Below are 22,122 nucleotides of genomic sequence, written 5' to 3' on the forward strand. Positions count from 1 at the left end.
TGTGTGGGACCGAGGGTCCGCACGCTAGAGAGCGAGCAGTTCCTTGGTCGTAATGGTGAGTAGCTCGGGTCCGCCGTCCGCCTCGGGGCGTACGACTAGCGTGTCATCGATCCGGACTCCGCCCCGGCCCGGGAGGTGGACCCCCGGTTCGACGGTGACCGGCACGCAAGCGTCCAGTTTACCCATGGCCGCAGGTGCCAGCTGCGGGTCCTCGTCGATTTCGAGCCCCACACCGTGTCCGGTGGTCTCCGCGAGGGCCTCCGCATGGCCCGCCGCGTCCACGACCTGACGGGCCGCGCGGTCCACATCGCGGTACTCCGCGCCAGGGGCGAGAGCCTCGCGGCCGGCCCGCTGAGCGGCGAAAACCAGGTCGTAGAGCTCGATCTGCCAGTCCGCCGGGGCGGTCCCGATGACGAACGTACGGCCGACCTCGCACCGGTAACCGCGGTAGTTCGCGCCGAGGCAGACAGAAAGGAAATCCCCTTCCTCGACCCTGCGGTCGGAGGGCCTGTGCTTGCCCCGGCCGGAGTTCGGTCCGGTGCCGACGGAGGTGGCGAAGGCGGGGCCGTCGGCGCCGTGGTCGACCAGCCTGCGCTCCAGCTCCAGGGCGAGATGGCGTTCGGTGCGGCCGACCAGAATCGATTCGAGCAGCTCTCCGAGCGCCTGGTCGGCGATCTCGGCCGCGATCCGCAGACAGGCGATCTCGTCCTCGTCCTTGATGATCCGCTGCTGCTCCACGGCTCCTGCTAGCCCGTCGAGGCGCAGCCGCGGCGCCACGGAACCCATGGCCCGGTGCCTGGCGACGGTCAGATGGTTCTCCTCCACGGCGAGGGAGCCGGTGCCTGCGGAGGCGAGGAGATCCGCCGCCGCGACGGCGGGGTCGCCGCCGGGGGTGGGCAGGACCGTCAGCCGCAGCGACTCGTCGGGGCGGCCGTCGGCCGGGTCGCTCGCCGGGGTGCGCGGGCAGAGCAGTACGTCGTCGCCACCGCCGCTGCCGAGCAGCAGGACGGCGCCGGGGGGCGCTCCGCCCGCGAGGTAGCGCACATTCGCCGGGCGCGAGACCAGCGCGGCCTCGCTGCCCGCCGCAGCACACCGGTCGCGCAGATGGTTTCGCCGGACCGCATACACCTCTGACATGGACCGAGCGTAAGAGCGGGAGCCGGGCGCGGCCGGTTCAGCGCGTCCGACCGGGGGGCTGCTCGCCTACCAGCTGGGCGGGCTCGCGATGGAGCGGGCCAGGACGTCGTCCAGGACCTGGGCGGTGGTCGCCACGTCGTAGCCGGAGTTGTCGATGATGGGCAGGCCCGATCCGTACCACCCGGCCATCCGGCCGTGGATCCTGGCGACTTCCTCGTCGCTGAGGCGGCGGTTGCCGCTGCGCGCCGCGTTGCGCTCCAGGACGACCTCGAGGCCGGGCAGGAGCACCACGGGCAGCAGTCCCGGGCCCACATGTCGCTTCCAGCCGCCGAGGCCGACGACCGGGCGGTCGGGGAAGACCGCGTCGTCGAGGATGCAGGAGATGCCGTTGGCGAGGAAGTTGCGGGCGGCGAAGCCGCAGGTGCGGCGGGCGAGGCGGTACTGGGCCTCGGAGTGGTCGTTCCAGCCGGACTGGGGATCGGCGAAGCCGGAACAGACCCACTCACGGACGTCGTCGAGGCTGATGTGGGCGGTGGGGACGCGCCGGCTCTGCGCCCAGTGCCGGGCGACGGTGGTCTTTCCCGCACCGGCCGGCCCGATGAGCAGGACGGCGAGGGTGGTCGCGCCGGTGTCCGCCTGTGCGGTGGCCTGCGGCGGCATCGGCAGCGGTACGGGGCCGCCGGGCGGCAGCTGGATGTGCCCCGTGGTGTCCAGGGCGGGCCTGCCCCCGGGGGCGCCCGCAGGCGGCCCTGCGGGCGGGACGGGCTGCGGCGCCGGTCCGGTCCACCCGGGTGCGGGCGGCGGCGGGCCCTGCGGGGGCGGCGGACCCGGGTGGGTGCCGTGCGCCCATGCGTGCTGCATCCGGTGCCACTCCGTCTCGTACAGGCGACAGGTCGTCGCTACCGAACGGTACCCTCCCCGAGCGTCATCCTGTGAACGGCCGGGGAGGGCTCAAAGTGCCGCGTCAGCTTGCCAGTTCGTCCGCCAGCGCGCGCAGGGCGAGCCGGTACGAACCGATGCCGAAGCCCGCGACCGTGCCCGTGGCGACAGGCGCGATCACCGAGGTGTGGCGGAATTCCTCGCGTGCGTACGGGTTGGAGATGTGCACCTCGATGAGGGGGGCGGTGCGCTGGGCGGCCGCGTCCCTCATTCCATACGAATAGTGCGTGAAAGCCCCGGGGTTGATGACGACGGGAATCGTGCCGTCCGCCGCCTCGTGGAGCCAGCGGATCAGCTCGCCCTCGTCGTTGGTCTCGCGGACCTCGACGTCCAGGCCGAGCTCCTTGCCCAGCGTCTGGCACGCCTCGACGAGTCCGGCGTACGAGGTCGCCCCGTACACATCGGGCTCGCGGGAGCCGAGCCGGCCCAGGTTGGGGCCGTTCAGCACGAGGACCGGGCGGCTCATACGGAGACCTCCCCGTACGCCGCGAGCAGGACGGCCGGGTCGGGGCCCTCCAGGACGGTGGGCTTGGCGAGGCCGTCCAGGACGATGAAGCGCAGCAGGTTGCCGCGGGACTTCTTGTCGACCTTCATGGTCTCCAGGAGCTTGGCCCACTGGTCGCCGCGGTAGGTCAGCGGCAGACCGACCGATTCCAGTACGGAGCTGTGGCGGTCCGCGGTCGCGTCGTCCAACCGCCCGGCGAGACGGCCGAGTTCGGCGGCGAAGACCATGCCGATGGAGACGGCCGCGCCGTGCCGCCACTTGTAGCGCTCGTTCTTCTCGATCGCGTGGGCGAGCGTGTGGCCGTAGTTGAGGATCTCGCGGAGCCCCGACTCACGGAGGTCGTTGGAGACGACCTCGGCCTTGACCCGGATCGCCCGCTCGATGAGCTCGGCGGTGTGCGGTCCCGCGGGCGTACGGGCCGCCTGCGGGTCCTCCTCGATCAGGTCCAGGATCGCCGGGTCGGCGATGAAACCGGCCTTGATGATCTCGGCGAGGCCCGACACGTAGTCGTTGACCGGCAGCGAGTCCAGGGCGGCCAGGTCGCACAGGACCCCGGCCGGCGGGTGGAAGGCGCCGACGAGGTTCTTGCCCTCGGCGGTGTTGATGCCGGTCTTGCCGCCGACCGCCGCGTCCACCATGCCGAGCACGGTCGTGGGGACGGCGATCCAGCGCACTCCGCGCAGCCAGGTCGCCGCGACGAACCCGGCGACGTCCGTGGTGGCCCCGCCGCCGACGCCGACGATCACGTCGCTGCGGGTGAAGCCGGTCTGCCCCAGCGCCTTCCAGCAGTAGGCGGCGACCTCGACGGTCTTGGCCTCCTCCGCGTTCGGGAGCTGGATCGCGATGGCCTCGTACCCCTGGTCGGCCAGGTCCTGGCGGAGCGCCTCACCGGTCTCGGCGAGTGCCTCCGGGTGCAGTACGGCGACGCGCTGGACCTGCTCGCCGATCAGCGAGGGCAGTTCGCCCAGGAGCTGCCTGCCGACCAGTACCTCGTACGGGTCGCCGTCCGTGCCGCCGACCTGGATCCGGGTGGGGGCGTCCTGCGTCATGCGTTCTTCAACTCCAAGGCGTCGAGGACCGCTTGTGCGACCTCTTCGGGGGTGCGGTCGTCGGTGGCGACCTGGGCGCGGGCGACTTCGGCGTACAGCGAGCGGCGGGCGTCCATCAGTTCGCGCCACTGGCGGCGCGGGTTGACGGCGAGCAGCGGGCGCGCGGTGTTGAGGCCGGTGCGCTTGACCGCCTCGTCGACGTCCATCGAGAGATAGACCACCGGGTGGCCGGCGAGCAGCGCGCGGGTGCGCTCGTCGAGGATCGCGCCGCCGCCCAGTGCCAGCACACCGTCGTGCTCGGTGACCGCCTGCAGTACGGCGAGGCGCTCCAGCTCGCGGAAGTGCGGCTCGCCCTCGTCGACGAAGATCTCCGCGATCTCCCGGCCCTGGGCCGCGACGATGTCGGCGTCGGTGTCGCGGTAGGCGGCGCCGAGGCGCTCGGCGACGAGTGCGCCGACGGTGGACTTGCCCACGCCCATCGGCCCGACGAGAACGACCAGCGGCCCGCTCACCGGATGCGCAGATTCTTCAGGTACGACTCGACGTTGCGGCGGGTCTCCCCGACGCTGTCGCCGCCGAACTTCTCCGCGACCGCGTCCGCGAGAACCAGCGCGACCATGGCCTCGGCGACGATCCCGGCGGCCGGCACCGCGCACACGTCCGAGCGCTGGTGGTGGGCGGCCGCGACCTCGCCGGTGGCGGTGTCGATGGTGGCGAGCGCGCGGGGCACGGTCGCGATGGGCTTCATCGCGGCCCGTACACGCAGCAGCTCGCCGGTGGACATGCCGCCTTCCGTACCGCCGGAGCGCCCGGTGGTGCGGCGTACGCCTTCGGCGGTGGGCACGATCTCGTCGTGCGCCTGCGATCCGGGCACCCGGGCCAGGTCGAAGCCGTCGCCGACCTCGACGCCCTTGATGGCCTGGATCCCCATGAGGGCGCCGGCGAGACGGGCGTCCAGACGCCGGTCCCAGTGCACGTGCGAGCCGAGACCGACGGGCACGTTGTACGCGAGGACCTCGACGACCCCGCCCAGCGTGTCGCCGTCCTTGTGGGCCTGGTCGATCTCCGCGACCATCGCCTTCGACGCGTCGGCGTCCAGGCAGCGCACCGGGTCCTCGTCCAGCTTGGCCTCGTCGGAGGGGACGGGCACGACACCGTACGGAGCCTTCGCCGCGGCCAGCTCCACGACGTGGCTGACGATCTCGATGCCGGTGGTCGCCTTCAGGTACGAACGGGCCACCGTACCCAGCGCCACCCGGGCCGCCGTCTCCCGGGCGCTGGCGCGCTCCAGGATCGGCCGGGCCTCGTCCAGGTCGTACTTCTGCATGCCCGCCAGGTCGGCGTGGCCGGGGCGCGGCCGGGTCAGCGGGGCGTTGCGGGCCAGCTGGGCGAGCTCGTCGGGGTCGACCGGGTCGGCCGACATGACCTTCTCCCACTTGGGCCACTCGGTGTTGCCGACCATCACGGCCACCGGGCCGCCCATGGTCAGGCCGTGCCGTACGCCGCCGAGGAAGGTGACCTCGTCCTTCTCGAACTTCATCCGGGCGCCGCGGCCATAACCGAGCCTCCGCCGGGCAAGCGCGTCCGCCACCATGTCCGTAGTGATCGGAATGCCGGCGGGAAGACCCTCCAGCGTCGCCACCAGTGCGGGGCCGTGCGACTCCCCCGCGGTCAGCCAGCGCAACCTGCTCAACGGTGCTCCTCTTGTTGCTCGCGCCTCGAACTGCAACGGCGCGACCGGGCGCGCGACCCGGTCTCGCCACCCCCGATCCTCCCACGCCGCGGAGGGAGGCTCCGTCCGGTGTCCACTGCCCGGACAGTTCAGCCGGCTGCGTGCAGCGCCCGCTCGCCCGCCGCGCGCATGGCCGCGAGGGGGGCCGGCGTCCGCCCGGTCATCTGCTCGACCTGGAGCACGGCCTGGTGCACCAGCAGATCGAGCCCGCCCACGACGGCACCGCCACGCGCTGTCCAGCGAGCGGCCAGGGCCGTGGGCCACGGGTCGTAGAGCACGTCGAAGAGCGTCCCGGGTACGTCCGGCACCGCCTCGGCCAGGGCGTCGGTGGTGCCGGCGGGCGTGGTCGCGATGACCAGCGGGGCGGCGAACGCCTCCGCCGCGTCCGCCCAGTCGGCGGTCCGCAGGTCGACGCCCAGCCGCTCGCCCCAGCCGCGCATCTCGGCCGCACGGGCCGCGCTGCGCACGTACGCGGTGACGGGACCCGTACAGATACGGGAGAGGGCGGCCAGCGCGGACGACGCGGTCGCGCCCGCGCCGAGGACGGCTGCGGACTCCGTCTTCTCCACCCCGCGCTCGCGCAGCGCGGCGATCATCCCGGGGATGTCGGTGTTGTCGCCGAGGAGGCGGCCGTCCTCGGTGAGGACAACCGTGTTGACGGCCTCCACGGAGGACGCCGTCTCGCCGATCTCGTCGAGCAGCGGGATGATCGCGCGCTTGAGCGGCATGGTCAGCGACAGGCCGGCCCATGATGCGTCGAGCCCCCCGATGAAGCCGGGGAGAGCTGCCTCGTCGATCTCGAAGCGGTCGTACGACCAGTGGGCGAGCCCCAGTTCGGCGTAGGCCGCCCGGTGCAGCACCGGGGAGAGCGAGTGTGCGATGGGCGAGCCGAGGACTGCCGCCCGTCTGGGCTCAGCCACCGTTCTTCCGGATCGCGTCGAACTTCGCCTTGTCCTTCAGGAACTCGCTGTACGTCTTGCTGAACTGCGTCGTCTTGCCGTCGATGGAGATGAAGTACAGCCAGGACCCGGTGTCGGGAGTCAGTGTCGCCGCCAGCGCGTCCTTGCCGGGGTTCCCGATCGGGCCGGGCGGCAGACCAGCATGCACGTACGTGTTGTACGGATCCTGGTTGCTGTTGATCTCCTTCGAGCTGATGTCGATGTTGCTCTCGTTCTGCAGGTAGTTGAAGGCCGAATCGAACTGCAGCTTCCTCTGGACCTTCGCGGCGTTGGCCGGGTCCAGACGGTTGTAGACGACAGCCGCCATCTTCTTGAAGTCGTCCTTGGAGACGCCTTCCGCCTGCACGAGGCTCGCGACCGTGATGACCTGCAGCGGGGACTTCAGACCCAGCTTTCGCGCAGCGGCCTTGAGGTCCACGTTCCCGTACGCCTCATTGGCCTGGGAGACCATGTTCTTCAGGACGGCTTCCGGCTTCATGCCCTTGGCGACCGAGTAGCTGGCCGGGTAGAGGAATCCTTCCAGCGGGTCCTTGATGTCCTTGTTGTCATCGGCCCAGTCGGGCAGCCCGAGGTTCTTGGCCTGCGCCTTGGCGACGCCCGCGGTCGTTCCCGCCTTCAGCCCGAGGTGGCTGTCGATCTCGCCGTAGATCTTCTTGGAGCGCTCGCCCGGATAGACCATGACGTAGTTGAGGCTGTTCGGGTCCACCATCGCCTTGACCGCGTTGGCGGCGGACATCTCCTGGTTCAGCGAATAGACGCCGGCCTGGAGGAACTTGCCCTTGGGGTCCTTGTCTGCCGCGGTGACGAAGGCGTCGACGCTCTTGACGACACCCTTCTCCTTGAGGATCCGCCCGATCCCGCCGATGGTCGTGCCCTTGGGGATGTCGACCTGTACGGGATTGGCGCCCACGCCGGTGTAGTCCGGTGCCGCGGAGAAGTGGTTCTGCCAGTAGTTGTAGCCGAAGTAGCCGACACCGCCGACGCCGCCCACCAGGACCGCGGTGACGACCAGGCACGCACAGCCGCTGCGGCGCTTCTTCGGCTTGGACTTGCTCCTGCGGTCGCCTCTGCCGCCCCGGCCGCCGTCGTCCGGGTCGTCGTCGTAGTCGTCCCTGTCGTCGCGGGCATCGCTGTCCGCGCCGGTGAAGAAGGGATGGGTCTCCTCGGCGGGGGGCGGCTCCGGCTGCCACTCCTGCTCGCGGCGGCCCGGGGGCTGCGGCGGCGGGTACGCGTCAGGGGTCCGGTAGTAGTCCGGGTTCTCGCCACCGTACTGCGGCTGCTGGTTGCCGTAGGGGTCAGCGGCGTCGTTGCCGTAGGGCATGGCCGCCTGCTGGCCGGTGTCCCAACCGCCGTTGTACTGGGGCTGCTGGGGGTGCTGCTGCGGCTGCTGGGCGTACGGGTCCTGCTGGTACGGGTCCTGGCCGTACTGCTGGTTTCCGTACTGCTGCTGCTGGTGCTGCGGGTTCCCGTACTGCGGCTGCTGCTGCGGGTACTGCTGCTGCCCGCCGCCGTACGGGTCCTGGTGACCGGATGCGGCCTGCTGGCCATTCCACCCCTGCTCCCCGTACAACGGGTCTTCGGGATGCCACGGTTCGGAGCCTGCGCCCCGGCCATACTCAGTCATCGGTCCCCTAGAGCCGCGAGGCCTCCGGATCGTCCGCCTCGTTTACTGTGCGGCAGCTGTTCGAACACTGTCGCATGGCGCGGAACGTTACCGTATCGCGATCAGACAACCACTTCGACGCCCTCGCCCGGAGCTTTGCCTGACGCCCGTTCGGACTCCAGAGCGTTCTGGAGGATGACGATTGCCGCCGCCTGGTCGATGACAGACCGGCCCTTTTTGGACTTTACGCCCGAGGCGCGGAGCCCTTGACTGGCCGTCACTGTGGTCATCCTCTCGTCGACCAGACGCACCGGGATCGGTGCGACGGCCGCGGCCAGGACCTGGGCAAACGCCCTGACCTTGGCCGCAGCCGGGCCCTCGCCCCCGTTGAGGGAGCGAGGCAGGCCGACCACGATCTCGATCGGTTCGTACTCCTCGACGAGGGCCTTCAACCGCCGGTGGGCGGCCGGGACATCACGTCCCGGCACGGTCTCCACCGGCGTGGCGAGGACCCCGTCGGGGTCGCACGAGGCGACCCCGATCCGGGCGTCCCCGACATCGATCGCGAGACGGCGGCCGCGTCGCATCAGGCGGTCTCTCCGACCAGGCGTTCGACCGCGGCCACGGCGTCGCCGATGGCCTCGGGGTTCTGGCCGCCGCCCTGGGCGACGTCCGGCTTGCCGCCACCGCCGCCGCCGAGGGTCTTGGCCGCCGTACGGACCAGGTCGCCGGCCTTGAGACCGCGCTCGCGGGCGGCCTCGTTGGTGGCGATGACGGTCAGCGGGCGGCCGTTGGCCGTGGTGAAGAGAGCCACCACCGCCGGTCGGTCCGAGGGGATACGGCCGCGTACGTCGAGGACCAGCCTGCGCAGGTCGTCCGCGCCCGTGCCGTCCGGGACCTGCCCGGTGACGACCGCCACGCCGCGCACGTCCTGGGCGCCGGCGGCGAGACCGGCGGCGGCCTGCAGGACCTTCTCCGCGCGGAACTTCTCGATCTCCTTCTCGGCGTCCTTCAGCTTGCCGAGCATGGAGGAGATCTTCTCGGGAAGCTCCTCGGGGCGGCCCTTGACCAGCTCCTGGAGCTGGGCGACGACCGTGTGCTCGCGGGCGAGGAAGTTGTACGCGTCCACGCCGACCAGCGCCTCAATACGGCGTACGCCACTGCCGATCGACGACTCGCCGAGCAGCTTCACCAGACCCAGCTGGGCGGTGTTGTGGACGTGGGTGCCGCCGCACAGCTCCTTGGAGAAGTCGCCGATGGTCACGACGCGCACGCGCTCGCCGTACTTCTCGCCGAACTCCGCGATGGCGCCCTGCTTCTTGGCCTCGTCGATCGACATGACCTCGGCGTGCACGTCGAGTTCGTGGGAGAGGACCTCGTTGATCTTCTGCTCGACGTCGGTGAGGACCGTGCCGGGAACGGCGGCCGGGGAACCGAAGTCGAAGCGGAAGCGGCCGGGCTGGTTCTCGGAACCGGCCTGGGCGGCCGTCGGGCCGAGAGCGTCGCGCAGCGCCTGGTGGGTGAGGTGCGTGGCAGAGTGGGCGCGGGCGATGGCCCGGCGGCGGGTGATGTCGATGGTGGCCTGGGCGGCGGCGCCGACCGTGACTTCGCCGACCTGGACCGTGCCGCGGTGGACGTACACGCCGGGGACGGGCTTCTGGCAGTCGCGTACCTCGATGACCGCGCCCGAGTCGAGGCGGATGCGGCCGGTGTCGCCGACCTGGCCGCCGCCCTCGGCGTAGAACGGGGTGCGGTCCAGGACGATTTCGACCTCGTCGCCCTCGGTGGCTGCCGGGGAGGGCACACCGTCGACGAGAATGCCGACGACCGTCGACTCGCCCTGGATGTTGGTGTATCCGATGAAGTCGGTCTCACCGGCGGCGTCCGCGATCTGGCGGTAGCCGGACATGTCGGCGTGGCCGGTCTTCTTGGCCTTGGCGTCGGCCTTGGCACGGTCGCGCTGCTCGGTCATCAGGCGGCGGAAGCCGTCCTGGTCCACCGACAGCCCCTGCTCGGCGGCCATTTCGAGCGTGAGGTCGATCGGGAAGCCCCACGTGTCGTGGAGCAGGAACGCCTTGTCGCCGGCGAGGACCGTGCCGCCTGCGGCCTTCGTCTCGGTGACGGCGGTGTCGAGGATGTTGGTGCCGCCCTTGAGCGCCTTGAGGAAGGCGGCCTCTTCGGCGAGCGCGACGGTCTCGATGCGCTTGCGGTCGGTGATCAGCTCCGGGTACTGCAGCCCCATGGTGTTGATCACGACGTCGACCAGGTCCTGGACGACGGGACCGGTGGCGCCCATGAGGCGCATGTTGCGGATCGCGCGGCGCATGATGCGGCGCAGGACGTACCCACGGCCCTCGTTGCCCGGGGTGACACCGTCACCGATGAGCATCACGGAGGTGCGGATGTGGTCGGCGACGACGCGCAGCGAGACGTCGGAGCCCTGCTCGGCCCCGTACTGAATGCCCGTCAGTTCGGTGGCGCGGTCCATGACGACGCGCAGGGTGTCGGTCTCGTACATGTTCTGTACGCCCTGCAGGATCATGGCGAGGCGCTCGAGGCCGAGACCCGTGTCGATGTTCTTCGACGGCAGGTCGCCGAGGATCGGGAAGTCCTCCTTGCCGTCGCCGGCGCCGCGCTCGTACTGCATGAAGACCAGGTTCCAGATCTCCACGTAGCGCTCGTCGTTGACGGCCGGGCCGCCCTCGACGCCGAACTCGGGGCCGCGGTCGTAGTTGATCTCCGAGCACGGGCCGCACGGCCCGGGGACGCCCATGGACCAGAAGTTGTCCTTCTTGCCCAGGCGCTGGATGCGCTCGGCCGGCACGCCGATCTTGTCGCGCCAGATCGCCTCGGCCTCGTCGTCGTCGAGGTAGACGGTGATCCAGAGCTTCTCGGGCTCCAGGCCGAAGCCGCCGTCCGCCACGGAGCTGGTGAGCAGCTCCCAGGCGTACTCGATGGCGCCTTCCTTGAAGTAGTCGCCGAAGGAGAAGTTGCCGCACATCTGGAAGAACGTGCCGTGGCGGGTGGTCTTACCGACCTCTTCGATGTCCGGCGTACGGACGCACTTCTGCACGCTGGTGACGCGCGGCGCGGGCGGCTTGACCTCGCCGAGGAAGTACGGCTTGAAGGGGACCATGCCCGCGGGGACCAGCAGCAGAGTCGGGTCGTCCGCGATGAGCGACGCCGAAGGCACGACGGTGTGCCCGCGCTCCTCGTAGAAGCTCAGCCAGCGGCGGCGAATTTCAGCCGACTCCATCAGTGGTCCTCATTCCGGTTGTACGAGTGGTGCGAGTGCTCGGTGATGTATTCGATGGCCGCGAGGCGTCGCTGCGCGGGGAGTTCGGGGTCCGGCGGGGTCTCCAGGCCCAGTGCTTCGCCGAGTTCGGCCTCGCGCTGGGCCATGCCCGCGCGGACGTCGAGAGCGAAGTCCTTGAGCCGGTGACCTGCGTCGACCGCCTTGTTCGCCGCCTGGGCGGCAAGGCTCTCGGGGGTCAGCTGCTTGATCTTGCGGTTGACCTTGGTGGTGGCCCACACACCGGCGGCCGCGCCCGCGGTGAACCAGAACGTACGGCGGAACATCAGCAGGTCAGCCCTTCCGCTTCTTGCGCCTCGCGGCCGGCACGGTGCGGCCGACGATCACGGTACGACGGGAACGCTCCGGCTCCGCGGCGTCCTTGCGTCCCAGCGCCCGGCGCACCCCGTATCCGAACGCCGCGACCTTCACCAGCGGGCCGCCGAACGTGGAGGCGACCGTGGTCGAGAGCGCCGAGGCGTTGGAGGTGACCTCCTGGACGTCGCTGGCGATGGCGTCGACCTTGTCCAGCTGGGTCTGCGCGGAGCGCACGGCCGCCGAGGCGTCGGCGAGGAGCGGTACGGCCTGATCGGTCACGTCCGCCACCAGCTTGGTGGTCGCCCTGAGCGTCTGGGCCAGCCTCACCAGCACCACGGCGAGGAAGGAGACCAGGATCGCCCAGAAGACGGCCACCAGCAGGCCGGCCACCTCTCCACCGGACACGTCGCACCGCTCTCTGGTCGTTGATTTTCGGTCCCCCGAGCCTATCGCGCCGGGGCTCCGGTCCTATACCGGATTCGCCCTGCCTGCGGACGGGATTGCGGGATGGGATTGTACGGAATGCTTACCTCCCAGTACTCTCCGTGTCTCATGCGACATGGCAATCTTCCGGCGGAACTCAACCAATTCGTGGGGCGGACAAGCGAACTGGCCGAGCTGGGGTGTCTGTTGCGGAACTCACGCCTGGTCACCGTGGTGGGAGTGGGCGGGGTCGGCAAGACACGATTCGCCTCGCACGGTGCGGCGATGCTGCAGGAACGGTACTGCGACGGCGTCTGGCTGGCGGAGCTGTCCACCGTCCGCGACCCCGATCTCCTCGAGCACGCCCTGGCCGAGGCGCTGGGCCTGACCGACCACACCACCAGGACACCCCGGGCCGCGCTCGTCGCCCATCTCGAGGAGCGCGAGACCCTGCTCGTCCTCGACGGCTTCGAGCAGCTCGTGGACGCCTGCGCCGGGCTGGTACGCGAGTTGCTGCGCCGCGCCCCGCGCCTGCGGGTGCTCGCCGTGGGCCGCCGGCCGCTCCGGATCGACGGCGAGAGCACGTTCCCACTGGCCCCGATGGTGGACACGGACGCGGTACGGCTCTTCGCGGACCGTGCCACCGCCGGGCAGCCCTCCTTCCGGCTGACGGGCGGCAACCTCCGTCACGTACAGGAGCTGTGCCGGCGCCTGGACGGAATCCCGCTGGCGCTGGAGCTGGCCGCCGGGCGGGCGAGGACACTCTCCGTCGAACAGCTGCTGCAGCGGCTCGACGACCGCTTCCAGCTGCTGACCGGAGGCAGCCGGGGTGCACTGCCCCGCCATCAGACGCTGCGGACGGCGATCGGCTGGAGCCATGAGCTCTGCACGTCCGAACAGCGGCTGTTGTGGGCACGACTCTCCGTCTTCAGCGGCCAGTTCGACCTGGAGGCGGTCGAGTACATCTGCGGCGGACCCGATCTGCCCGCCGAGCAGATCCTCGACGTACTGGGCGAACTGCTCGCCCAGTCGGTGGTGGTGCCCGAGGACGGACCGGCGGGACGCCGCTACCGGATGCTGGACACGGTCAGGGAGTACGGGCACGACTGGCTCGCGGCGACGGGCGACACCGACCGGCTACGGCGGCGCCACCGCGACTGGTATCTGGGGCTCGCCACCTGGTGCGAGCTGGACTGGTTCAGCCCGCGGCAGTCCGAGGTGGCGGCACGGATCGACTGCGAACTGCCCAACCTGCGGACCGCGATGGAGTGTTCGCTGGAGTTTCCCGGCGACGCGCACCTGGCGCAGTACCTCGCCGGCACGCTCTGGTTCTACTGGGTCGGCTGCGGCCGGCTCGCCGAGGGGCGGCACTGGCTCGACCAGGTGCTGGAGGCGGAGGCCGAGCGCGACACGTCACGGCTCAAGGCGCTCTGGGTGCTGGGGTACGTGTCGGTGCTGCAGGGGGACGCGGCCGCGGCGGTCGCCGCCCTGCAGGAGTGCGGCGAGGAGGCCGAGCAGTCCGGGGACGCGACGGCGGCCGCGTACGCACTGCACAGGACCGGCTGTCTGGCGCTGGTCACCGACGACATGGAGCGCGCCGAACACCTGCTGCGGCAGGCGATCGGGAGTTACGGAGAGATCGGCGAGCTCAACAGCAACGTGCTGATGGCACAGGTCGAACTGGCGATGGCGGTGGCCTTCCGCGGTGACGTGGCCGAGGCGGCCGCGATCTGCGAGGAGGTCGTCGCGGTCTGCGAGGACCACGGGGAGCGCTGGACGCTGGCCTATGCGCTGTACGTCCTGGGGTACGCGCAGTGGACGCGCGGCCGCACGAACCGGGCCAGGGAGCTGCTCACCGAGTGCCTCGTCATCGACCACGCCTTCCACGACCAGCTCGGCACGGTGCTGGCCCTGGAGATGCTGGCGCTCGTGACGCTGGAGGAGGGCGATGCGGAGGAGGCCGCGCTGCTGCAGGGTGCCGCCGAGCGGATCTGGCCCTCGGTCGGGCTTCCGCTGTTCGGTTCGGCGTACTTCTGCGCGCCGCACGCGGTGTGCGAGGAGCGCGCCCGCAAGGAGCTGGGCGACGCTCCGTACGAGCGGATCCGGCGCGAGGGCGCCCTGCTGGAGCAGGACGAGGCGGTCACGCGGGCCGTGCACGGCCCGCTGCGACGCGAAGACCCGCCGGCCCCTGCTCCGCGAGGAGCGAGGGGACGACGGGTCGACGTACGGAAACGCGAGGTACGTCCGGATCAGCGGGCGTAGTACTCGACGACCAGCTGCTCGTCGCAGATGACCGGGATTTCCTTGCGGTTCGGGTCGCGGTCCAGGCGGAAGGCCAGGGCCTTCAGGTTCACCTGGAGGTAGCGCGGGGTCTCGCCGTCCGTGTCGTAGCCACCCTCACGGGCGACCTGGAACGGGACCTTCTCGCGGCTGCGCTCGCGGACCATCACGACGTCGTCGGGACGGACGCGGAACGACGGCTTGTCGACCTTGCCACCGTTGACCTGGATGTGGCCGTGGACGACCATCTGGCGGGCCTGGTAGATGGTGCGGGCGATGCCCGAACGCAGGACCAGCGCGTCGAGGCGGCGCTCGAGCTCGACGACCAGCGCCTCGCCCGTCTTGCCTTCGGCCTTCTTGGCGCGGTCGTAGGCGCGGGCCATCTGGCGCTCGCTGATGTCGTACTGGGCGCGCAGACGCTGCTTCTCGAGCAGACGGACCTTGTAGTCCGAGTTCTGCTTGCGGCCACGGCCGTGCTCGCCCGGCGGGTAGGGGCGGGACTCGAAGTACTTGACAGCCTTCGGCGTCAGGGCGATGCCGAGCGCACGAGACTTCTTGACCTTGGGACGCGACTGGTTAGGCACGTTCTCCAGACCTCCATGGTTGGGTTAGGTTAGGCTCACCTTACTCAAGGAGATCGCATGTCTCGCCCTGGGAACACCACACACGTCACGGACAGCACGACAGAATCGACGCACAAAGAAGGCGTCGATATGACGGAGGACCGATCAGATCGTGGTCAGCCGCGTCCCAGCGGGCTTGAAAACACTCGGATGCCGTCAGCAGCCGAGCGCACACGAACTCTCGTACAGAGTACCTGCTCCGCGGTACTGCTCGTACCAGGCCTCGAACAGGCGCACCTCTGGCAGGCCGTTCCGGAGTCCCGGACCGTCGGGCCCGAGGGTGATCTGTTCCTCGAGTTCCCCGCGGACTCCCCGGTCGTACGGGCCGCGACCCACGCGCAGGACGACGAGCTGACCGCCGTGCTGGAGATCACCGACGTCGCCCCGGTCTCGGTCCCCCATCGTATCCGCGGCCGCGCCCGGGTCTCCGGCTGGCTCACCTCCGTACCCGGCATGGCACAGCCGGGCCGGATGGTGCTGCGGCTGGAGACCGCGGAGGCGTACGTCGACGACCTGTGGGGAGCCGAGGGCGTGGAGCCGGAGGAGCTCAGGGACGCTGCGGCCGATCCGCTCTCCGTCCACGAGACGGAACTCCTGCAGCATCTGCACGCCGCCCACGGCGAACAGGTGCAGATGCTGGGCTCTCTGCTCGGTGAGCGGGCAGGCGATCAGCGGAGCGTGGTGCCGCTGGCGCTGGACCGGTTCGGGCTGCGGGTGCGGTGCACCGGCGCGGAGTGCTTCGACGCGCGCTTCGACTTTCACGAGCCGGTACGGGACGTGACCGAGCTCCGCCGTGCCATGCACACGCTCTTCGAGGCGGCCCGCTGACTCACTTCGGGCAGGTCGCCAGCATCTCCTGCAGCGCGGTCTTCTCCGGCGGGGTCACCGTCAGCCTGTACTTGGTCTTGATGCCGGTGTAGCGCTCCGCATAGGCGCACCAGTACTCCTTGCGCGGCTTCCACTTGTCCGCGGTCTTGCTGCTCTTCTCGTAGTTGGCCTGTTTGTCGACGGCGAGCAGCACGTCCAGGTCGTTGGCGTACTCGAGACGCTTCTGCGGAGTCCACGCCCAGGCGCCGCCCCGCCAGGCCGCGCCCAGCGCGACGACGTGGTCGGTCTGGATCTGGGAGGCGCGGCGGTAGGAGTACGGGTGCTGCTTGCCCGTGTACGGATCGTGCAGGACGCCGGAGAGCACCACACAGGGATTGCGGTCGCCCTGGCGCATGTCCTTCAGGTCCCGCCGCAGGACGTCGTCGCGGGTGTCGCAGCCGTTGCGCCCGCCGGGGGCGTCCGTCTCGTCGGACCAGGTCTTTCCGAACTCCTCGCGCTTGTACGTCTCCCAGTGCTGCCCCCAGCCGACGGTGAGGCGGCCGAGGTCGGCCCTGGCCTGCGCCGGGGACGGCGGGAAGCCGGGGCTGACCAGGGGGACGGCGGAGACCAGGGCCGCGTCGGGCTGGTCGTCACCGGACGCCTGGCAGCCGGTCGCGGCGACGGCGCCGGCGAGGACGCAGACGGAGAGGACGAGGGCGCGAGGGGCCATGTTCCGGAGCGTAGGCCCGGTGGATCAGTGGCGCCCGTCGGCGGAGCCCTCCCCCGCGAGGCGCTCGCGCACCTTCTCGACGACGTCCGCGTAGCGGGCCTCCGCGCCGTAGCGGGTGGGCGTGTAGTAGCGCTTGCCCCGGACCTCGTCGGGGGCGTACTGCTGGGCGGCGATCCCGCCGGGGACGTCGTGCGGGTAGACGTAGCCCTGGGCGTGGCCGAGCTTGGCGGCGCCCTTGTAGTGGCCGTCGCGCAGATGCGGCGGGACGGGGCCCGCCAGTCCGTTGCGTACGTCCGCCTGGGCGGCGGAGATCGCCAGCGTCGCGGCGTTCGACTTGGGCGCAAGGGCGAGGGCGATCGTGGCGTGCGAAAGGGTCAGCGCGGCCTCGGGGAAACCGATCATCGCGACGGCCTGGGCGGCGGCGACCGCCGTGGGCAGGGCGGTCGGGTCGGCGAGGCCGATGTCCTCGCTGGCGGAGATCATCAGCCGGCGTGCGATGAAGCGCGGGTCCTCGCCCGCCTCGATCATCCGGGCCAGGTAGTGCAGGGCCGCGTCCACGTCGGAGCCGCGGATCGACTTGATGAGGGCGCTCGCCACGTCGTAGTGCTGGTCGCCGTCACGGTCGTACTTCACCGCCGCGCGGTCGACCGTCTCCTCCAGCGTCTCCAGGGTGATCTCGGGATCGCCCTTGGAGATCGCGGCGCCCGCGGCGGCCTCCAGCGCCGTCAGCGCACGCCGGGCGTCACCGCCCGCGATCCGCAGGAGGTGCGCCTCGGCGTCCTCGGAAAGGGTGACCGCGCCGCCCAGACCGCGCTCCTCGGTGAGCGCGCGGTGCAGCAGGGAGCGCAGGTCGTCGTCGGTGAGCGACTCCAGGGTGAGCAGCAGGGAGCGCGAGAGGAGGGGGGAGATGATCGAGAAGTACGGGTTCTCGGTGGTCGCCGCGATGAGGGTGACCCAGCGGTTCTCGACCGCCGGCAGGAGCGAGTCCTGCTGGGCCTTGGAGAAGCGGTGGATCTCGTCGAGGAAGAGGACGGTCTCCTTGCCGTAACCGCCCGAGGCCCGGCGGGCGCCGTCGATGACCGCCCTGACCTCCTTGACGCCCGCGGTGATCGCCGAGAGCTCGACGAATCGTTTCTGGGTGGCCTGGCTGACGACGTACGCAAGGGTCGTCTTCCCGATGCCGGGCGGGCCCCAGAGGAGCACCGAGGAGGGCCCCGCAGGACCGCCGGCCCCCTCCCCCACCAGGCGGCGCAGCGGCGATCCCGGCTTCAGCAGATGCTGCTGGCCGACGACCTCGTCGAGGGTGCGGGGGCGCATCCGTACAGCCAGAGGGCTGCTGGACGGGTGCTTCTCCTGGCGTTCTTCGGCTGCGGCGGTGAAGAGATCGGGTTCCACCCAGGAACCCTAGCTCGTCCAGAAGTCCCACCAGCGGGTGAGGATGAGCATCCCGATGATGCCGACGTGCAGTACGGGCAGGACCCAGGTGAATTCGGAGAAGAAGGTCCGGAGCCAGGACGGGGCGGGCAGGTGTCCGTTGCGGACGTTGTACGAGGTGACGTACCAGAACATGGTGATCGTGGCGACCCAGGCCAGGCAGCACCAGAGGCAGAGCGAGTTGATGTTGTAGAGCGACTGGTACTGGAGCCAGGTGCAGAAGCCGACGCCGAAGAGGCAGCCCGCGTTGAAGGTGAGCCAGTACCAGCGGCGGAAGCGGCCGCCGGCGAGCAGGCTCATGCCGACGCAGATCACGATGCCGTACGCGACGAGGCCCATCATCGGGTTCGGGAAGCCGAAGGCCGACGCCTGGTCGCTCTTCATGATGTTGCCGCAGGAGACCACCGGGTTGAGGCTGCAGCCCGGGGTGAAGCTCGGGTCCTCGAGCAGTTTGAACTTGTCGATGGTGATGACCCACGCGGCGAGCAGTCCGGCCGCCCCCGTGATCACCAGAAGCCAGGCGAAGGCGCGGCTGCCGCCGGTCCTGCGTCCCTGGTCCTCGGACACCTCATCCACCACTGTCGTCGTCATAGTGCCGATCCGTCGCTCCTGTGACCTGCTGGGCACCGTCATTCTGCCGTACCGGGCGCCGTGTCCACCGTTCGGTGGACATAAGCATGTACGCCTGGTTCTACCGGCGCCTCCCGCTCCGCAGAAGACTCGTCTGCATGACATCACTCGCGGTGGAAGTGCGCGGCCTTCGCAAGACGTACGGCGAAGTGGCCGCTGTCGACGGACTGGACCTGGGCATTCGCCAGGGTGAGGTGTTCGGGATCCTCGGCCCCAACGGGGCGGGGAAGAGCACCACGGTGGAGATCCTGCAGGGTCACCGCTCGCGCGACGGGGGCGAGGTGTCCGTTCTCGGCGCCGATCCGGCCACTGCGAACCGCGCCTGGCGCTCCCGGGTCGGGATCGTATGGCAGGACGAGTCGGCGCCCGCGGAGTTGACGGTGCGCGAGACCGTGACCCATTTCGCCCGGTACTACCCGAATCCACGGGACGCCGAGGAAGTCATCTCGCTGGTCGGTCTCGACGCCAAGGCCGACGAACGCATCAAGGGGCTGTCCGGCGGCCAGCGGCGCAGGCTCGACGTCGCGCTCGGGGTGATCGGCGGACCCGAACTGCTGCTCCTCGACGAACCCACGACCGGCTTCGACCCGGCGGCGCGGCGCCAGTTCTGGGACCTGATCAGGAAGCTGGCGGACGAGGGCACCACCATCGTCCTCACCACGCACTACCTGGAAGAGGCCGAGGAGCTCTCCGACCGGCTGGCGGTCATCGCCGCGGGCAAGGTGGTCGCCGAGGGCCGACCCGCCGAACTCCGCAGCCGGTTCGGGGACGGGGCCACCGTCGAATGGACCGAGCCCGACGGCACCCCGCGCTCGGAGCGCACCGCGACACCGACCCGTACGGTCGCCGAGCTCATCCACCGCTTCGACGGCGAGATCCCCGGCCTGAAGATCAGCCGCCCCACCCTCGAAGACGTCTATCTGCGCCTGACCGGACAGGAGAACGCCCGATGACTTCCACCACCGTCACCGCACCCGCCACCGTGCGCGGCAAGAAATCCGCCCTCCCCAGTGCCTGGTCCCTCGGGCTCAGCCGCGGCGCGCTGGAGCTCAAGCAGTACTTCCGACTCCGCGATCAAGTCATCTTCACCTTCGCCTTCCCGGTCGTCTTCCTCGCCCTGTTCGCCTCGATCTTCAGCGACGACGTCAAGGACGCGGGCATCACCGCATCGCAGCTGTACGCGGCCGGAATGCTCGCGGCGGGCATCATGTCCACCAGCTTCCAGTCGCTGGGCATCTCCATCGCCATCGAGCGCGACGAGAAGGTGCTGCGGCGGCTGCGCGGCACCCCGATGCCCCCGGCCGCGTACTTCCTCGGCAAGATCTGGATGGTCCTGGTCACCGGGACCGCCGAGACGGCCATCCTGCTCGGCGTCGGGTCCGGACTGTTCGGCCTCGATCTGCCGACGGACGCCCTGAGCTGGCTCACCTTCGCCTGGATCTTCGCGCTCGGACTGACCTCCTGCGCACTGCTCGGCATCGCCATCAGCTCGCTTCCCAAGTCCGGCAAGAGCGCCAGCTCGGTCGTCGTACTGCCCTTCCTGATCCTGCAGTTCATCTCCGGCGTCTACATTCCGGTCGGCACCGTGCCCGACTGGCTGCTCAACATCAGCGCGCTCTTCCCGCTGAAGTGGATGTGCCAGGGCTTCCGCGGGGTCTTCCTGCCCGATTCCGCCTCCGTCCTGGAGCAGACGGGGAGTTGGGAATTCGGGAAGATCGCTCTGGTGCTCGGGGCCTGGTGCATCGGAGGATTGGTGCTGTGTCTACTGACCTTCCGGTGGAAGAACCGGCGCGACGCTTGACGGCGGCCCGCGCGTCCCATGTGTGGGAACGGACGTTCCTGCCCTGGGACGCGTACTTCGCCGTCGCCTGGGCCGCGACCGAGGTCTTCGTCCTGGGCACCTCGGACCCCGGTCCGGCCCTGCGGATCACGGCCGCGGTCCTGCTCGCGCTGCTGGTCCCCTGGTACGTCGCGGCCGGCCGGCCCGTGATCACGGCCAAGGGCGACGACGAGCGCAGGGCCACGGTCTATCTCGTGGGCGCGGTCGCTCTCTTCCTGGCCGCCTCCTGGATCGTCGGCGAGACGCGCCTGGCGACCTTCGTGCTCGCCCCGCAGTGCTTCATGCTGCTGCGGATGCGCCGCGCCCTGGTCTTCATGTCGGTCATCGTGCTGGCGCCGGTGCTCGGCTGGGCACTGATCTGGCACCCGGGACGCCAGGTCGTCTTCTTCAACACCGTCTTCGCCGTGGCCTCCCTCGCGTTCTCCGTGTTCTTCGGCACCTGGATCACCAAGGTGCTGGAACAGAGCCAGGAGAGGGCCGTGCTCATCGCCGAGCTGGACGCCAGCCGCGAGGAGGTCGCCCGGCTCTCCACCGCCCACGGGGCACTCGCCGAGCGCGAGCGGATGTCCCGCGAGATCCACGACACCCTCGCCCAGGGCTTCACCAGTCTGCTGATGCTCATCCAGGTGGTGGAGGCCGAGGTGGAGACCGATCTGCCGGGCGCCCGGCGCCACTTGGAGCTGATGGCCGCCACCACCCGGCAGAACCTCGCGGAGGCCCGGGCCCTGGTGGCCGGAGGCGCCCCCGCCGACCTGGACGGCAGCTCGCTGCCCGACGCCGTACGCCGCCTGGCCGCGCGCCATGCCGAACAGACGGGCGCCGCAGCCGAGGTGACGGTGGCCGGAACCGTACAGCCGCTGCCGCCCGGTCTGGAGGTCGTCGCCCTGCGCACCTGCCAGGAGTCCCTCGCCAACGCCCGCAAGCATGCGGGCCCCGGAACCCCCGTCACGATCACACTCGCCTACGCCGACACCGCCCTCACCGTCTCCGTGAAGGACACCGGCCGCGGCTTCGACCCGCGCGTCCCGAACCAGGGCTACGGCCTCAGCGGCCTGCGCGCCCGCGCCTCCGAGGTCGGCGGCACCGCGCTGGTGCACAGCGCCGTGGGCGAGGGAACCACCGTCACCGTGTCCCTGAGGAGCCCCCGTTGATCCGTATCCTGCTCGCCGACGACCACCCCGTCGTACGGGAGGGCCTGCGCGGGATGCTGACCGCCGAACCGGACCTGGAGGTCGTCGGCGAGGCATCGAGCGGCCCGGAGGCCGAGGCCCTCTCCGCCGAACTGCTCCCCGACATCGTGCTGATGGACCTCAGGATGCCCGGTGGCGGCGGGGTCGAGTCGATCGGCCGGATGACCACGGCCGGACTCCCCTGCCGGGTCATCGTCCTGACCACGTACGAGACGGACACGGACATCCTGCGCGCGGTTGAGGCGGGCGCCAAGGGCTACCTCCTCAAGGACCTCGCCCGAGGGGAGCTGGCCGACGCGGTACGGGCCGCGGCCCGCGGCGAGACCGTACTGGCGCCCTCGGTGGCGACCCGCCTGGTCGACCAGCTGCGCAACAAGCCGGAGCGCGTACGCCTCTCGGAGCGCGAGACGGCGGTGCTGAAACTGGTCGCGGAGGGGTGCACGAACGCGGAGATCGGACGCCGCCTGTTCATCGGCGAGTCGACGGTGAAGACCCATCTGCTGCGCACCTTCGGCAAGTTGGGGGTCGACGACCGGACGGCGGCGGTGACGAGCGCGATGCGGCAGGGGCTCCTCTGACGCGAAAGTGCCCCTGGCGAGGAATCTCGCCAGGGGGCACTTCGGGATGCGTA

The 22,122-nt window shown here is 70.4% G+C and carries 22 protein-coding genes; 6 read left to right on the forward strand and 16 right to left on the reverse strand.

Translation table 11 applies throughout. The features are described from left to right. Nucleotides 1-24 precede the first annotated feature (24 nt). The 12 genes from OG707_RS03970 to OG707_RS04025 form a co-directional block, all read right to left on the reverse strand. The gene (locus OG707_RS03970; RefSeq protein ID WP_329114372.1) at nucleotides 25-1,137 is read right to left on the reverse strand and encodes an aminopeptidase P family protein; all 1,113 of its coding nucleotides are present in this window, start codon (nucleotides 1,135-1,137) and stop codon (nucleotides 25-27) included. A gap of 66 nt (nucleotides 1,138-1,203) precedes the next feature. Beyond that, a complete protein-coding gene (locus OG707_RS03975) occupies nucleotides 1,204-1,998 on the reverse strand; it encodes an AAA family ATPase (protein WP_329114374.1) in 795 nt (264 codons plus the stop codon). 103 nt (nucleotides 1,999-2,101) lie between these two features. Further along, complete coding sequence (aroQ, locus tag OG707_RS03980) at nucleotides 2,102-2,542, reverse strand: type II 3-dehydroquinate dehydratase (RefSeq protein WP_329114376.1); 441 nt, start codon at nucleotides 2,540-2,542, stop codon at nucleotides 2,102-2,104. Continuing rightward, nucleotides 2,539-3,630, reverse strand: a complete 1,092-nt coding sequence (gene aroB / locus OG707_RS03985) for a 3-dehydroquinate synthase (RefSeq protein WP_329114378.1) — start codon at nucleotides 3,628-3,630, stop codon at nucleotides 2,539-2,541. The genes aroQ and aroB overlap by 4 nt, the downstream gene beginning before the upstream one ends. Further along, nucleotides 3,627-4,109 (reverse strand): shikimate kinase, encoded by a 483-nt coding sequence (locus tag OG707_RS03990; protein WP_329127605.1) that lies wholly within the window; start codon nucleotides 4,107-4,109, stop codon nucleotides 3,627-3,629. The genes aroB and OG707_RS03990 overlap by 4 nt, the downstream gene beginning before the upstream one ends. A gap of 29 nt (nucleotides 4,110-4,138) precedes the next feature. Then, a complete protein-coding gene (aroC, locus tag OG707_RS03995; protein ID WP_329114380.1) occupies nucleotides 4,139-5,323 on the reverse strand; it encodes a chorismate synthase in 1,185 nt (394 codons plus the stop codon). Between the two features lie 128 nt (nucleotides 5,324-5,451). Next, nucleotides 5,452-6,282, reverse strand: coding sequence for a shikimate dehydrogenase (locus OG707_RS04000; RefSeq protein ID WP_329114382.1), 831 nt, complete (start codon nucleotides 6,280-6,282; stop codon nucleotides 5,452-5,454). Beyond that, nucleotides 6,275-7,945, reverse strand: coding sequence for an endolytic transglycosylase MltG (gene mltG / locus OG707_RS04005; protein ID WP_329114383.1), 1,671 nt, complete (start codon nucleotides 7,943-7,945; stop codon nucleotides 6,275-6,277). Before mltG ends, OG707_RS04000 begins: the two co-directional genes overlap by 8 nt. 101 nt (nucleotides 7,946-8,046) lie before the next feature. Beyond that, nucleotides 8,047-8,511: a Holliday junction resolvase RuvX gene (gene ruvX / locus OG707_RS04010; protein WP_329114385.1), complete on the reverse strand. Its 465-nt coding sequence runs from the start codon at nucleotides 8,509-8,511 to the stop codon at nucleotides 8,047-8,049. Beyond that, complete coding sequence (gene alaS / locus OG707_RS04015) at nucleotides 8,511-11,180, reverse strand: alanine--tRNA ligase (RefSeq protein ID WP_329114387.1); 2,670 nt, start codon at nucleotides 11,178-11,180, stop codon at nucleotides 8,511-8,513. The genes ruvX and alaS overlap by 1 nt, the downstream gene beginning before the upstream one ends. After that, nucleotides 11,180-11,503 carry a DUF6167 family protein gene (locus OG707_RS04020; RefSeq protein WP_329114389.1) on the reverse strand — a complete coding sequence of 108 codons (324 nt, stop codon included), beginning with the start codon at nucleotides 11,501-11,503 and terminating at the stop codon, nucleotides 11,180-11,182. The genes alaS and OG707_RS04020 overlap by 1 nt, the downstream gene beginning before the upstream one ends. Nucleotides 11,504-11,510: 7 nt before the next feature. After that, entirely contained in the window at nucleotides 11,511-11,939 is a 429-nt protein-coding gene (locus tag OG707_RS04025) for a DUF948 domain-containing protein (RefSeq protein ID WP_329114391.1), read from the reverse strand. Nucleotides 11,940-12,086: 147 nt separating this feature from the next. On the opposite strand from OG707_RS04025, the gene OG707_RS04030 reads away from it, so the two are divergent. Further along, a complete protein-coding gene (locus OG707_RS04030) occupies nucleotides 12,087-14,219 on the forward strand; it encodes an ATP-binding protein (RefSeq protein ID WP_329114393.1) in 2,133 nt (710 codons plus the stop codon). Here the strand turns inward: OG707_RS04030 and rpsD are convergent. Next, nucleotides 14,207-14,821: a 30S ribosomal protein S4 gene (gene rpsD / locus OG707_RS04035; RefSeq protein WP_329114394.1), complete on the reverse strand. Its 615-nt coding sequence runs from the start codon at nucleotides 14,819-14,821 to the stop codon at nucleotides 14,207-14,209. The two genes, OG707_RS04030 and rpsD, sit on opposite strands and share 13 nt — an antisense overlap. A gap of 189 nt (nucleotides 14,822-15,010) precedes the next feature. Between rpsD and OG707_RS04040 the strand changes: the two genes are divergently transcribed. Further along, complete coding sequence (locus OG707_RS04040) at nucleotides 15,011-15,688, forward strand: DUF2470 domain-containing protein (protein ID WP_329114396.1); 678 nt, start codon at nucleotides 15,011-15,013, stop codon at nucleotides 15,686-15,688. Between the two features lies 1 nt (nucleotide 15,689). Here the strand turns inward: OG707_RS04040 and OG707_RS04045 are convergent, their stop codons facing one another. The 3 genes from OG707_RS04045 to OG707_RS04055 are packed head-to-tail and all read right to left on the reverse strand — an operon-like array spanning nucleotide 15,690 to nucleotide 18,422. Then, on the reverse strand, nucleotides 15,690-16,397 hold the full coding sequence (locus OG707_RS04045) for an HNH endonuclease family protein (protein WP_329114398.1): 708 nt from the start codon (nucleotides 16,395-16,397) through the stop codon (nucleotides 15,690-15,692). A gap of 24 nt (nucleotides 16,398-16,421) precedes the next feature. Continuing rightward, nucleotides 16,422-17,792, reverse strand: coding sequence for a replication-associated recombination protein A (locus tag OG707_RS04050; RefSeq protein WP_329114400.1), 1,371 nt, complete (start codon nucleotides 17,790-17,792; stop codon nucleotides 16,422-16,424). A 9-nt stretch (nucleotides 17,793-17,801) separates the two neighbouring features. Continuing rightward, the gene (locus tag OG707_RS04055) at nucleotides 17,802-18,422 is read right to left on the reverse strand and encodes a vitamin K epoxide reductase family protein (protein ID WP_329114402.1); all 621 of its coding nucleotides are present in this window, start codon (nucleotides 18,420-18,422) and stop codon (nucleotides 17,802-17,804) included. 137 nt (nucleotides 18,423-18,559) lie between these two features. On the opposite strand from OG707_RS04055, the gene OG707_RS04060 reads away from it, so the two are divergent. Genes OG707_RS04060 through OG707_RS04075 form a run of 4 tightly spaced genes read left to right on the forward strand, consistent with a single transcriptional unit; the run spans nucleotide 18,560 to nucleotide 22,069 of the window. Further along, nucleotides 18,560-19,414, forward strand: a complete 855-nt coding sequence (locus OG707_RS04060) for an ABC transporter ATP-binding protein (protein WP_329114404.1) — start codon at nucleotides 18,560-18,562, stop codon at nucleotides 19,412-19,414. Then, nucleotides 19,411-20,262 (forward strand): ABC transporter permease, encoded by an 852-nt coding sequence (locus OG707_RS04065; protein WP_329114406.1) that lies wholly within the window; start codon nucleotides 19,411-19,413, stop codon nucleotides 20,260-20,262. Before OG707_RS04060 ends, OG707_RS04065 begins: the two co-directional genes overlap by 4 nt. Further along, complete coding sequence (locus tag OG707_RS04070; RefSeq protein WP_329114409.1) at nucleotides 20,220-21,452, forward strand: sensor histidine kinase; 1,233 nt, start codon at nucleotides 20,220-20,222, stop codon at nucleotides 21,450-21,452. Before OG707_RS04065 ends, OG707_RS04070 begins: the two co-directional genes overlap by 43 nt. Beyond that, the gene (locus tag OG707_RS04075; RefSeq protein ID WP_329114411.1) at nucleotides 21,449-22,069 is read left to right on the forward strand and encodes a response regulator transcription factor; all 621 of its coding nucleotides are present in this window, start codon (nucleotides 21,449-21,451) and stop codon (nucleotides 22,067-22,069) included. The genes OG707_RS04070 and OG707_RS04075 overlap by 4 nt, the downstream gene beginning before the upstream one ends. The last annotated feature ends 53 nt before the right edge of the window (nucleotides 22,070-22,122 follow it).

This window comes from Streptomyces sp. NBC_01465 (assembly GCF_036227325.1).
In the GTDB taxonomy this organism is placed as follows: domain Bacteria; phylum Actinomycetota; class Actinomycetes; order Streptomycetales; family Streptomycetaceae; genus Streptomyces.

What these genes read in the sequence shown, in the direction of transcription:
- alaS (WP_329114387.1), bottom strand. Translation starts at nt 11,180, where the DNA reads ATGGAGTCGGCTGAAATTCGCCGCCGCTGGCTGAGCTTCTACGAGGAG.
- mltG (WP_329114383.1), bottom strand. Translation starts at nt 7,945, where the DNA reads ATGACTGAGTATGGCCGGGGCGCAGGCTCCGAACCGTGGCATCCCGAA.
- aroB (WP_329114378.1), bottom strand. Translation starts at nt 3,630, where the DNA reads ATGACGCAGGACGCCCCCACCCGGATCCAGGTCGGCGGCACGGACGGC.
- OG707_RS04060 (WP_329114404.1), top strand. Translation starts at nt 18,560, where the DNA reads ATGACATCACTCGCGGTGGAAGTGCGCGGCCTTCGCAAGACGTACGGC.
- OG707_RS04020 (WP_329114389.1), bottom strand. Translation starts at nt 11,503, where the DNA reads ATGTTCCGCCGTACGTTCTGGTTCACCGCGGGCGCGGCCGCCGGTGTG.
- OG707_RS04045 (WP_329114398.1), bottom strand. Translation starts at nt 16,397, where the DNA reads ATGGCCCCTCGCGCCCTCGTCCTCTCCGTCTGCGTCCTCGCCGGCGCC.
- OG707_RS04055 (WP_329114402.1), bottom strand. Translation starts at nt 18,422, where the DNA reads ATGACGACGACAGTGGTGGATGAGGTGTCCGAGGACCAGGGACGCAGG.
- OG707_RS04030 (WP_329114393.1), top strand. Translation starts at nt 12,087, where the DNA reads ATGCGACATGGCAATCTTCCGGCGGAACTCAACCAATTCGTGGGGCGG.
- OG707_RS04065 (WP_329114406.1), top strand. Translation starts at nt 19,411, where the DNA reads ATGACTTCCACCACCGTCACCGCACCCGCCACCGTGCGCGGCAAGAAA.
- aroQ (WP_329114376.1), bottom strand. Translation starts at nt 2,542, where the DNA reads ATGAGCCGCCCGGTCCTCGTGCTGAACGGCCCCAACCTGGGCCGGCTC.
- OG707_RS03990 (WP_329127605.1), bottom strand. Translation starts at nt 4,109, where the DNA reads ATGGGCGTGGGCAAGTCCACCGTCGGCGCACTCGTCGCCGAGCGCCTC.
- OG707_RS03975 (WP_329114374.1), bottom strand. Translation starts at nt 1,998, where the DNA reads ATGCAGCACGCATGGGCGCACGGCACCCACCCGGGTCCGCCGCCCCCG.
- OG707_RS03970 (WP_329114372.1), bottom strand. Translation starts at nt 1,137, where the DNA reads ATGTCAGAGGTGTATGCGGTCCGGCGAAACCATCTGCGCGACCGGTGT.
- OG707_RS04040 (WP_329114396.1), top strand. Translation starts at nt 15,011, where the DNA reads ATGCCGTCAGCAGCCGAGCGCACACGAACTCTCGTACAGAGTACCTGC.
- ruvX (WP_329114385.1), bottom strand. Translation starts at nt 8,511, where the DNA reads ATGCGACGCGGCCGCCGTCTCGCGATCGATGTCGGGGACGCCCGGATC.